The organism is Leptolyngbya sp. GB1-A1 (assembly GCF_039962475.1).
Lineage (GTDB): Bacteria > Cyanobacteriota > Cyanobacteriia > Elainellales > Elainellaceae > Leptolyngbya_A.
In genome coordinates, this window is the sequence record NZ_JAMPLI010000082.1 from 1 (window position 1) to 12,345 (window position 12,345).

Sequence of the window (12,345 nt, forward strand, 5' to 3'; positions counted from 1 at the left end):
AAAGCCAGGGTCAATTGGAGATTTTCCAGTGCAGGTGCGCGCATTCGGTTAGGGCATCTCTATCCTAAATTAAAGCATGCTAACTAGGCAAAGTTTATTTGGTGAACTACTAGTCTCCCTATCTTATTCAAGATGTTGACGTTGCCGTGGCGTCCGGCTCAGCTTCTGCTAGGAACCGCAGCAAGGACAATCCTTCACTCGGTTCTGTTTCAGAAAAACGGTTGAAGCGTGACAAGCTGCTCAGGAACGATTGCTGAAATTAAAGTCGCGATAAAGAAAAGATAACAAATAAAAAGGGAAGTGGCTACAGGGCACGATTCATCCAACGCGGGTTGCCCCTCGTTAATATTTTGTCTCGAAGTCATTTCCGACAAATGCCAAAAATGTAGCCTGAGTGCTTGATCGTTTTAGGACTCTTACTTCATACTACGCTAAATGTACAGTAAGCCGATTGACATTTAGATAATTGAATTGGCAAGGCAAGCATTATGACTGATCCGCTCTGTCAAGTGCTGGCTTATTTATTGGAGGTTCTGGACAATCTCTTTCCCACAATTCATAAGCGTCAACAGTAAGCATTAACAACAAGCATCAATGATGAGGAATTGCTGAGAAAGACTTGCATAACTCAGACTCGTTTAGCAGCTCAGTTTGATAAGGAAGAAGTAATGAATTCAAGTGTTCTTGTTGCACCTAAATCCTTTATATCTAAGCACTTCAACGTTCAACCTGTTGCAGGGCGAATTGGTGCAGAAATTGTAGGGCTGGATCTCAGCTTGCCGCTGGGCGATGAGGTGATTAGTGATATCCGTAAAGCACTCGTTCAATACAAAGTTATTTTCTTTCGGCAACAATCGCTAGACGCATCAGGACAAGTTGCCTTTGCCCGTCGATTTGGCGAGATTACCATTGCCCATCCCACAGTGCCCTCCCTGCCCAATCATCCTGAAATTCTGGACCTCGATTATGGACGTAATGTGAATCGGGCAAACCATTGGCATACTGATGTCACCTTTGTCGATCGCCCACCCCTCGGTTCAATTCTGCGGGCGGTTGAAATCCCTCCTGTCGGCGGGGATACAGTTTGGGCAAATACGGCGGCTGCCTATCAAGATTTGCCTGACCCTCTCCGCCCACTGGCAGATCAACTCTGGGCAGTTTACAGCAACGCCTACGATTACACGACAGGAAGGGTCGATTTGTCTGAGGAGTTCAAGGCATATCGCCGCATCTTTGAATCTACCGTTTATGAAACACTGCATCCAGTCGTTAGAGTTCATCCTGAATCCGGTGAACGAGTCCTGTTTATCGGTGGCTTCGTACGTCGAATTCAAGGACTCTCTCAAACGGAATCCGATGATTTGCTCCGACTCCTGCAAGCCTATGTCACTCGGCTGGAAAATACGGTTCGCTGGCGGTGGCAGGAAGGCGATGTGGCGTTCTGGGATAACCGCGCAACCCAACACTATGCCATTGATGATTTTGGCAAACAACTGCGTCGCGTTCAGCGAGTCACTTTGGTCGGTGATTTCCCCATTGGTATCGACGGCAGACGCAGTGAAGCGATCAAAGGAGATTCTGCCGTTTATCTTCAGGGCATTATTTCGTAGTTTCCCGAAGCAATAATCGCCTTTTCAACTTCAGTATCAATCTGGATAGCTCAAAAATCACCCAATTTCGGTCCCTTCTCAAAACTTACTAGGAGTTCTTATGGTCCAGCAACTCGAACGCTTAGAGGTTCAAGATTACCGCTCGGTCGCCGCTCAGCTTTCACAGGAATTTGCAGCAAATGCGGTAGAGCGGGATCAGCAAGCAGGATTGCCCCAGTACGAAGTCTCCCGACTGCGGGAAGCCGGACTCCTAACGCTGGTGATTCCCCGTGAATATGGCGGTGCAGGCGAAAGCATTCTGGCTGCCATGAAGGTGATTCAGGAGCTCTCCAAAGCCGATGGCTCGATCGGTCAACTCTACTGCAATCACCTGGGACTAACGACACTGGCACACGTTTCTGGTACACCCGAACAAAAAGAGTATTACTATCGCGGCACAGTCGAGCATCAGTGGTTCTGGGGCAACTCAATCAATATGCGCGACACGCGCCTGAAAATTACTCAAGATGGCGATCGATTTCGCTTAAACGGCGTGAAGGGGTTTGGCACAGGCGTTCCGGTTGCGGATCAGCGCATGTTCTCAGCAGTGCAGGATGGGGTAGATGTGCCTTATCTAGTGGTGTTGCCGAGCGATCGACCTGGGCTAATCTTCAATGATGATTGGCAAAACATTGGTCAGCGGCGCACTGCGAGCGGCAGCATTACTTTCACAGATGTGATTGTCGAACCGCAGGAAGTCCTAGGCTATCCCAACTTCCCCAATCATGCCTTCGCGACTTTTCTAGGCATCATTGCCCAATTGACCAAAGCCTATGTTTACCTGGGGATTGCCGAAGGGGCACTGTCAGCAGCACAGGAATACACTCGCTCCCAGAGCAAACCCTGGATCACGGCAGCCGTTGAAAAAGCAACTGAAGATCCTTATATTCTTCAACACTACGGCGAATTATGGGCAGGGTTACAGTCTACGATCGCGCTAGCAGACCGAACGGCGATCGCGGCACAAGCAGCCTGGGACAAAGATACAGCACTAACGGCAGAAGAGCGGGGAGAAGTTGCCATTCAAGTGTTTGCGACCAAAGCGGTTGCCACCAAAGTCGGCATAGAAGTCACCAATCGTATCTTTGAACTTACAGGCAGTCGATCGACCGCAAGCCACTACGGATTCGATCGTTACTGGCGTGACCTGCGAACCTTCACCCTGCATGATCCGGTTGATTATAAGTACCGCGATATTGGCAACTGGACGCTCAATCAGGCGTTACCCACTGTCACGCAGTATTCTTAAAAACGATTCCTAATTTTTGTCCAATCCGATGTAGTTGGCTTTGATCTCGATCAAAATGATCGTTGTAAATTCGGAGCTTAGCTACATTGAATGTATTAGAGGGGTCCGGTATCACCCAGTTCATTTGAAGTAAAGAATCTGATCGAAGCTTCACCAGATTCGTTGGTAGCGATCGGACCAGTCAACGATGCATCACTTATCTATTGATAGCTAAGGAGCTTAAGCTGGCAAGGTAGCTTGAAAACCAACCCGTTATTAATAATCTAGAGGGAATGATGGCAGGTGAGCTAGTCTGACAATTTGTTAACAACCGGCTGAAAAGCTTGCGGAATACATTTGTTTAATTTCAACAGCTCAATTTCTACAGAAGCTATTCAATTTCTACAGAGGTGTCAAGTTGACCATTCAGTTTGCCTATTGGGTTCCCAATGTTAGTGGCGGTCTAGTGATCAGCCGTATTCCGCAACATACGGATTGGGGCTATGACTACAATGTGAAACTCGCACAAACGGCAGAAAAAGTTGGATTCGATTATGGTCTGGTCCAAACTCGATTTATTGCTAATTACGGTGCCGAACAACAGCTAGAAGCATTAACCACTGTTGCGGCTCTAGCTCCCGTCACCCAGCGATTAAAGCTGATCTCAGGCGTTCTACCGGGATTATGGCATCCAGGTGTAGTGGCGAAAATGGGCGCGACGATCGACTTTCTCTCCAAGGGTCGCTTTTGCCTTAATATCGTGAGCGGCTGGTTCAAAGATGAATTTACTATCTACGGCGAACATTGGCTGGATCACGATGAACGCTATCGGCGATCGGAAGAATTTATTCGGGTCCTGAAAGGACTCTGGACAGAAGATGAGTTTCACTTCAAAGGTGACTTTTATCGGATTAATGGTGGTTGGGTAAAACCGAAGCCGATCAATCAAAATCCCCATCCGGAAATTTTCCAGGGCGGTAACTCCAAAGCGGCTCGACGCATGGCAGGGCGTGTCTCTGATTGGTATTTCATGAACGGCAATACGATCGAGGGAGCGCGTGAACAAATCGAGGAGGTTTCAGCACTTGCCCGTGCTGAAGGACGCACCATTAAGTTTGGTTTGAATGCCTTTATCATCGTCCGCGATACGGAGCAAGAAGCGCATGAGGTACTGCGCGAAATTATTGCTCAAGCCGATCGCGAAGCCGTTGAAGGATTTGGAGAAGCAGTGAAACAGGCGGGTTCTGCCACCCGGGAAAAAACCGGAATGTGGGCAAACTCTAACTTTGAGGATCTGGTGCAGTACAACGACGGCTTCCGCTCTGGCTTGATCGGCACAAAAGAGCAGGTTGCCGAAAAAATTCAGCAGTTCCACGAAGCAGGCGTTGATCTGATTCTCGGCGGATTCCTGCATTGCAGCGATGACCTGCCTGCTTTCGGACGGGATGTGATTCCGCTCGTTCACCAGCTTGAATCGCGCCGTCCAGAAAGAAGTCTCGTTGCGGTTTAATCAATCGCGAATCTATTCAATATACACAAAAGGATGGTTTGAGATGACAACACTGGTCAATATTCAGATTGAAGCTGAACCACAGGCGCACATCATTCAAACGATGAAGAAGCGATCGCTGTTGCCACAGAACTTGCCGCAGAATTTGTTAAAGAAGATTCGGTGCGCGATCGCGATCGCCGACTGCCCGTTGAAGAGGTGAAACAGTTTTCTCAGAGCGGACTTTGGGGCATCATTGTCCCTAAAAAATATGGCGGGGCAGGTGTTTCCTATGCAACATTGGCAGAAGTGATCAAAATCATTTCTGAAGCCGATTCTAGCCTCGGTCAGATTCCGCAAAACCACCTCTATATGGTGGAAGCAATCCGGCTTGACGGCACCGAGGAGCAAAAGCGATTTTTCTTTGATTTAGTGCTGCAAGGCAAGCGATTTGGTAACGCTTTCTCGGAGATTGGCACCAAATCAGTGGTTGATGTGCAAACGAAATTAACGCGCTCCGACGATGACTATGTGCTGAACGGGCGCAAATACTATTCAGCAGGCGCACTTCTAGCACACTGGATTCCGACGATCGCCGCAGACGAAGACGGAAATACAGTCGTTGCCTTTGTGGAGCGGGGCGCACCTGGATTGACCCTGCTGGATGACTGGACAAGCTTTGGACAGCGGACCACTGCCAGCGGCACCACGATTCTGGAAAACGTTGCGGTGAAATCTGACCACGTCATCCCCCACTATCGGGCATTCGAGCGGGCAACTCCGATGGGAGCAGTGGCTCAAATTATTCAGGCTGCTGTCGATGTGGGTATTGCCAAGGCTGCGCTGCGCGACACGATTCACTTTGTTCGCAATCACACACGTCCGTGGGTCGATAGCAATTTGGAACATGGCTATGAAGATCCCCTGACGCTTTACAGCCTGGGCAATATCGTGATTCAGGTTCACGCGGCTGAAGAACTGCTGCGTCGGGCAGGAGAATTTATCGATCGCGCCTACGAATCTAACCTGGAAGAAGCAAAAGTGGTCGAAGCTTCGATCGCTGTTGCTGAAGCCAAAGCCTTGGCCACTGAAGCCTCGCTGCTTACCACCAACAAACTGTTTGAACTCGCCGGAACCAAATCGACGCTGCAACAGTTCAACTATGATCGCCACTGGCGCAATGCCCGTGCCCATACTCTCCACGCTCCCGTTCGCTGGAAGTACTATGCGGTTGGTAATTACTTCTTGAATGGTACTAATCCGCCGCGTCATCCCTGGCTGTAATAGCAAGTAATGCAGGCATGGCAATGCTGTGCCTGCAAGACAAATTTGCATTTAAGGAAGTCAAGTTCCATGTCACAGATTCAATTCGATCGTAACGCTGTAACGAACTTCACCGAGTCAAGACAAATTCAATCTGCCCAGAAGATCGGCACACCTGTTCCAGAACTGCATCCGCAGTGGAAAAGTGTAGATCTTGTGTCTCTGCTGGAAGAGCCAACCGCATTTCTATCAATCAGCCAAAGCAATAGTCTCTATCATCCTGAGGGTGTTCAGGGACGGGAAAGGCAGTGGGAACGTCCCAGCCTGGAAAATACGATAAAGGTGGCGATCGCCGCTCGGCAAGCGGGGGCGAAATTCTTCTGGATTGGCTACGATGTGTTCCGGCAGGATTATCCCAAAACGCCCTTAGATGAAGCGCAGTACCGCAACTGGTATGAGCCTTACAAAGACTGGAGCAAAGAAAAGAAACGCTGGGACGCAGAACTAGTGAATGAGCTGAAAGCGTTACAGCATCCCGATGATGTGGAGTTCTTTGAAACGGCACATCAGTCTTCGTTTATTGGCACAACACTACCGCTTTATCTAAGCCGCTGGGGTATCCGTACTTTGCTCATTACCGGAATTCATTTGGATTGGTGCATTGAAGGGAATGCACGGGCAGCACGCGATCATGGTCTAAATCCGATCGTAATTGGCGATGCGACAGCCTGCCAGTTTCAGGAAGATGAACCTGCTGCACTACGGCGAATCAATACCTTCTTTGCTCCGGTGATTTCTGCTGATCATGCCGTACAACTGCTGTCACAGGCCACACGGCGACGGGCAGCGCGTTCCTCAGGAGGAACTGTATGAGTATTGGAGATTCTGCTTTTAGGCAAAGTGTTTGGAAAAGCCAGCCCTATAAAGGTATTCTCTTCATTGCCATCATTGGGGCAATCAGCTTAATTTTTGAAGTTCTGCTCGGTCAAATTCTGCGGCTTGATGTCACTTCAAAGCTAATCTACATCACGATTTTCTTCGTCTGGTGGTGGCATTTAGGCTTTTCGCTCAACGGCTATCCGGGCGATCGTTTCTCTTCGTCGCGCTTGGGACGGGGAACGATTAATTTAGCAATCTTGTTGATTCTGGCGTATCTGACTGGAGAAATCTGGAAATATGTTTCCGCAAAAGCCAGTCTGGCGGATACCTCAGTTGGACTGTGGGGACAAACGGCAATCATTGCGGCAGCACTCAGTTTATTTTTCTTTGATAATACGATCGTCACAGACAATACAGTACGAAACTGGCATCCGGTAAGCGGCTTGCTCAATATTTTCTTTGCCGTCTTCTTTATTGCGCCTGCTCTCACCTTTCTACCGCAGATCTGGGGATTAACGCCTTTCTATATCCCTTGGTACTGGTATCCGACTTCAACCGTTGTCGGCAGTTTCTTCGAACGCTGGCCCTTCAACAAGCTCGGGTTTGAGCAGCCGCGATTGGGGTTAATTCACACGGGAGCCGTGATTTTATTAACGCTCATCATGGCATTCATCCTCAAGCAGGCAGGGATGGATTTGTTCACCACCACAACAGGTCCAACATTCGCTGCCATCTGGACAACAGTAGGTTTAGGACTACTCTGGCAGTTCAATTTATGGCCCTTCAATGGTCTGAGTCAACCGACGAAAGGGATCGTCACGTCGATCGCCAGCTTAGCCATTTCTATATTTCTCTATGCCATCACAGAAGCAATCTTTGGTCGAGAAAATATTGTCCAAGGGCTTTACTGGTGGTTCAACATTCTCTGGGTTCAAGTCTTTTTAATGGCTCCAGGTCTGTATGACGGAATTGGACTCTGGCAGGATAAGCCGAAGAGAGTTTAGTGAGCGGGATCAGGCTGCATTAGTTTCCTAGCAGCGATCAGATTGCAAATCTTCAGCAGCAATCTTCGCAATTCCAAAACCGATCTGCTCACAGCAGTTTCATCTACGAGTTTTCTCAATCATTGAGAAAGCGGTCTCGCTTCAATCGCTTTGCATAACCTGTAGGAGATTTTTACAATGCCTAACGTTCTGACGATTTCCGGTAGTCCAACTCATCCTTCCCGCACCTATGGGCTGGCGGAATATGCTAATTCCCTGTTACAGCAGCAGGGCTTTCACACCGATACCATTTCAGTTCGCGATTTTTCTCAGGAAGCACTCGTTTACGGACAGTACAATAGTCCGGCACTGGAACCCGTTAATGCGCTGCTGTCCCAGGCTCACGGGATTATTATTGCCACACCGATCTACAAAGCCTCCTATACGGGATTGCTCAAGTCATTTTTCGATTTGCTGCCGCAGCGAGCTTTTGAAGGCAAAGTGGTTTTGCCGATCGCAACGGGAGGAACAATCGCCCACTTGTTAGCGGTGGATTATGCCTTGAAACCCGTGCTGTTTGAACTGAAGGCGCGGCATATTTTGGGGGGTGTCTACGCTGTTGATAAGCAGCTTCAGCTTCAAGCGGATCAAACGGTTCAGGTGGATGAGGAAACCGACCAGCGATTGAAGCATTCTCTAAATGATTTTGTTGAAGCAATCAATCTGCGTCAGGGTCTATCCAACGGCAAAGCCTTTGCAGAAGTGAGCCACTAAATTCTGCTGCGCGTATAAACAAATAATGCTGAGGTAGGTGATCGATCTTCCACAAGTTGACCTCCCACAAAATAATTCCTCTCATCATTCAAGCTCTACGTTTGTTATGTCTAAATCATCACCCAATCATTCCTCGATTCCTTCAATCGATCGCCTCTCAAGCGATATCAGTCCATTTTCATTTGATTCTGTGTCTAGCGCGATCGCGGCACTTCAAGCAGGTAAAGCCATCATCGTTGTGGATGATGAAGATCGCGAAAACGAAGGCGATTTGATTTGTGCCGCTGAGTTTGCCACGCCTGCAATGATCAACTTTATGGCAACCCAGGCACGGGGCTTAATCTGTCTAGCAATGACGGGCGATCGGCTCGACCAGCTTGATTTGCCGCCGATGGTGCAAAGCAACACAGATGCCCACCAAACAGCATTTACCGTTAGTATTGATGCCGCACCGCATCTGGGGGGTTCAACGGGAATTTCCGCCAGCGATCGATCGCGCACGATTCAGGTTGCCCTTGATCCTGCTACTCGTCCCCAGGATTTGAGACGACCCGGACATATTTTTCCGCTGCGGGCACAGGCAGGCGGTGTCCTTAAACGGGCAGGGCACACGGAAGCAGCTGTGGATCTAGCGCGACTGGCAGGACTCCATCCTGCTGGCGTGATTTGCGAAATTCAAAACCCAAACGGTTCAATGGCGCGACTGCCGGAACTGCAAGCTTACGCGAAAACTCATCATCTCGGAATCATCAGCATTGCGGATCTGATTCGCTATCGTCTTCAGTTCGATCGCTTTGTAACCCGTGAAGCCGTTGCGGAGTTACCCACTCAGTTTGGCCACTTTCAAATTTATGGCTACCGCAATGCCCTAAATGGTTCGGAAGCTACGGCGATCGTCAAAGGGAATCCAGAGGAGTTTGAGCATCAGGCTCCACTGGTTCGCGTTCATTCAGAATGTCTGACTGGAGATGCCTTCGGTTCGCTGCGGTGCGACTGTCGCGAACAGCTTCTTACAGCCCTGCAAATGATTGAAGCGGCAAGACAGGGCGTGGTGGTCTATCTACGTCAGGAAGGCAGGGGTATTGGTTTAGTGAACAAACTCAAAGCCTATTCGCTTCAGGATAAAGGACTCGATACCGTTGCAGCTAATGAACGGCTGGGATTTCAGGCAGACCTTCGCAACTATGGCGTTGGCGCACAAATTCTCAAAGATTTAGGGCTACAGAATATCCGCCTGCTCACAAACAATCCCCGTAAGGTAGTGAGCCTGGATGGCTGGGGACTGGCGATCGTCGAACGTGTTCCACTCGAAATTTCAGCAAACCCTTATAGTGCAGCTTACCTGACCACCAAGGCACAAAAACTGGGGCATCTTCTGAGTCTTGCATTCTAATGAACTCGATAGGACTTCAGGCGCATTAATCCTAGATTCAGCGAACTTGGGATCGCTGTACCTGCGGAGAGAAAAGTGTACGCTAAACTCAGGAAGCTTGATAGGGCTGAGTTGGTAGTGTTCTGGACCTGTGGAAGGACTTAGACGGGAAGCCCGAACTCATAGCGGTTTATAAATAACCCAATCACAATGTTATGCATCCACTCCGACTTCGAAAAACAAATCGTCTTGCGTGTCAATCACTTGATCCGAGTTCGTAACGTTAAGTGCTTCCGTTCAATCTTCTGGGTGTAATGCTTGCCGACTTCATGCTGGTCCTCATCCAGCAACCAAGCATAACCACCCCAACCATCCGTGTAAAACTGTTGAATCTCAAAGGGTATCAGCAACTGCATCAATGATTTCAACGCTGCGTCAGTATGGTCAGCTAACCCATAAGCCAGCACTTTACCACTCGCATGATCAATCGCGTGCCATAACCAGCGTTGCTGTTTTTTATTGCTCACAAAGCTCCACATCTCGTCCATTTCTGCCTCATCCACTTGCTGCACAATGACTTCGACCTTCTCAGGTTCAGGCAATTGTTCCAGTAGGGGTTGGTTCACTTGCTTCAGGTGGCGAGACTTTTTTTAACTCTTCAATGACTGTTGTGGGGCTAATGCTTAGCACCCGAGCCGTGTCCCGAATGCCACTGCCGTTGACTGCCATATCGGCAATTTGTTGTTTCACTTCTGGCAGGTAGCCCCGGTAAGAGTAATCTCGAATAAAGGTGCTACGGGAACAATCGGCATTGCGACACTTGTAGCGTTGTTTGCCCTCGGAGGATTTGCCATGTTTGACCCCACCAGAGCTACCACAAGCAGGACAAAGAACAGGCTCTAGAACCATAGGAGCATGAGGGAATAGACGTAGGAACTATTCTCCCTTACTTCCACAGGTCTAGAACACTACCCAGAAGCACTAGCAATTCTATAATTGAAGAATGCAAAAGCTCACTATCACCCGGCCTGACGACTGGCATCTCCATTTACGCGACGGCGCGGCGTTGAAAGCGGTTCTGCCGCATACGGTACGTCAATTTGCCCGTGCGATTATCATGCCAAATTTGAAACCTCCAGTACGCTCGATAGCTGATGCCGCAGCCTATCGCGATCGCATCCTTGCAGCAGTTCCAGCGGGTCAACAGTTCGAGCCACTAATGACGCTCTACCTTACTGACAACACAAGTCCCGAAGAAATTATCGCAGCGAAAACAGCTCAGTTTGTCAAAGCGGTCAAGTATTACCCCGCTGGGGCAACAACCAATTCAGACTTGGGGGTGACGGATATTCGTAAGTGCGATCGCGTTTTTGAAGCGATGCAGCAGGTAGACCTGCCTTTACTCCTGCACGGAGAAGTGACCGATCACGATGTTGATATGTTCGATCGCGAGAAGGTATTTATCGAGCGACATTTGCTCCCGCTCAAGCAACGATTTCCCAGCCTGCGCGTAGTGCTTGAACACATTACCACCTCAGATGCGGTGCAGTATGTCCTATCTGCACACAACATTGCTGCAACAATCACGCCACAACATTTGTTATTTAACCGCAACAGTCTATTTCAAGGTGGCATTCGCCCCCATTTTTATTGCCTGCCAATTTTGAAACGAGAGGAGCATCGCTCGGCGCTTTTGCAAGCAGCAACCTCTGGTAATCCTAAGTTTTTTCTAGGCACCGATAGCGCCCCCCATCCTCGGAATAGCAAAGAAAGTTTCTGTGGCTGTGCGGGTTGCTATTCGGCTCTGCACGCCATGGAGTTGTACACAGAAGCGTTTGAGATTGCCGATGCTCTTGATAAACTTGAAGCTTTCGCCAGCTTCTATGGACCAGATTTTTATCAACTTCCACGTAATACTGAACACATCACTTTGACCAAAACGACATGGTGTGTTCCTGATGAAGTTCCATTCACGGAATCCGGACTTGTGCCCTTACGAGCAGGTCAAGAAATGACTTGGCAAATGGCTTGACCCCAGCCTGAGAGCAGTGAATTGATTTAGATAATTGTGTTATCAACACGCTATGCCTTGATAATTGAAGGTTAAAAGGCTTATCCAGGACGCTTTACTGCGCGAAAAGGAACCATTTTAGAGAAGATTAACGGCTCAAATCAGCGGCGGCAGACAAACTTGAACTCAGCACCAGCAACTCTCAACCCTCCGCTGCACTGAGGTTGTGTGCGATTCGTTCATCCCAAATGGATAGCAATATTCAGGGACGGATGGCAAGGAACGGAGGATACCGAACCTTGACAACTTGATTACTGTGAGGGTGCAAGTCCCTCTCCCCAGATGCAAGGGGTGACAGCATCATCTCTACGGTAGCGACTGGTCATCAAGCCGTAAAGCGAGATGAAAAAGCGGTCGCTGAAAGCCTCATTCAGTTATCCCGTTGAGCAGGAATCTATGGATAGCGAAAGCAAAGGTGTGTCTGAACTGCCGTGAGTGCAACCCAGCCAAATCAGGCTGATAGGCTGGAGCCAAAAGGCAAAGGATAGGGGCGGGCGTTTACAATTGCGACCCGTATGCATCCCGGTTGTGTCGCAAAAACAGCCGCTGGTAAGGTAGACAAGCCCCGTTATGCCTTCTCGCCCTCCGATGGCTACTGCTGCTCTGTTCAAGTGGCGGCATTTCTTGCCTGAAATTA

At 49.0% G+C, this 12,345-nt stretch carries 8 protein-coding genes and 3 pseudogenes; 9 read left to right on the top strand and 2 right to left on the bottom strand.

Annotated elements, in window-relative coordinates; translation table 11 throughout:
• Positions 1 to 668 precede the first annotated feature (668 nt).
• From NDI45_RS29140 to ribBA, 8 genes and pseudogenes are all read left to right on the top strand, one after another.
• Complete coding sequence (locus NDI45_RS29140; RefSeq protein ID WP_348249868.1) at positions 669 to 1,610, top strand: TauD/TfdA family dioxygenase; 942 nt, start codon at positions 669 to 671, stop codon at positions 1,608 to 1,610.
• A gap of 100 nt (positions 1,611 to 1,710) precedes the next feature.
• Positions 1,711 to 2,898 (top strand): acyl-CoA dehydrogenase family protein, encoded by a 1,188-nt coding sequence (locus tag NDI45_RS29145; protein ID WP_348249869.1) that lies wholly within the window; start codon positions 1,711 to 1,713, stop codon positions 2,896 to 2,898.
• Positions 2,899 to 3,295: 397 nt separating this feature from the next.
• Complete coding sequence (sfnG, locus tag NDI45_RS29150; protein WP_348249870.1) at positions 3,296 to 4,387, top strand: dimethylsulfone monooxygenase SfnG; 1,092 nt, start codon at positions 3,296 to 3,298, stop codon at positions 4,385 to 4,387.
• A gap of 43 nt (positions 4,388 to 4,430) precedes the next feature.
• Positions 4,431 to 5,650, top strand: a pseudogene (locus tag NDI45_RS29155) (SfnB family sulfur acquisition oxidoreductase).
• 69 nt (positions 5,651 to 5,719) lie between these two features.
• Positions 5,720 to 6,502 (top strand): cysteine hydrolase, encoded by a 783-nt coding sequence (locus NDI45_RS29160; protein ID WP_348249871.1) that lies wholly within the window; start codon positions 5,720 to 5,722, stop codon positions 6,500 to 6,502.
• Positions 6,499 to 7,512, top strand: a complete 1,014-nt coding sequence (locus tag NDI45_RS29165) for a hypothetical protein (protein WP_348249872.1) — start codon at positions 6,499 to 6,501, stop codon at positions 7,510 to 7,512. The genes NDI45_RS29160 and NDI45_RS29165 overlap by 4 nt, the downstream gene beginning before the upstream one ends.
• A gap of 177 nt (positions 7,513 to 7,689) precedes the next feature.
• Positions 7,690 to 8,265: an NADPH-dependent FMN reductase gene (ssuE, locus tag NDI45_RS29170; RefSeq protein ID WP_190791010.1), complete on the top strand. Its 576-nt coding sequence runs from the start codon at positions 7,690 to 7,692 to the stop codon at positions 8,263 to 8,265.
• Positions 8,266 to 8,410: 145 nt separating this feature from the next.
• A pseudogene (gene ribBA / locus NDI45_RS29175) lies at positions 8,411 to 9,643 on the top strand (bifunctional 3,4-dihydroxy-2-butanone-4-phosphate synthase/GTP cyclohydrolase II); the annotation flags it as partial.
• Positions 9,644 to 9,798: 155 nt separating this feature from the next.
• Here ribBA and NDI45_RS29180 read toward each other — a convergent pair.
• Positions 9,799 to 10,185: pseudogene (locus NDI45_RS29180) on the bottom strand (IS1 family transposase).
• A 46-nt stretch (positions 10,186 to 10,231) separates the two neighbouring features.
• Entirely contained in the window at positions 10,232 to 10,546 is a 315-nt protein-coding gene (locus NDI45_RS29185) for an IS1-like element transposase (RefSeq protein WP_348249873.1), read from the bottom strand.
• 94 nt (positions 10,547 to 10,640) lie between these two features.
• Between NDI45_RS29185 and pyrC the strand changes: the two genes are divergently transcribed.
• On the top strand, positions 10,641 to 11,669 hold the full coding sequence (pyrC, locus tag NDI45_RS29190; protein ID WP_348249874.1) for a dihydroorotase: 1,029 nt from the start codon (positions 10,641 to 10,643) through the stop codon (positions 11,667 to 11,669).
• Positions 11,670 to 12,345: the final 676 nt, after the last annotated feature.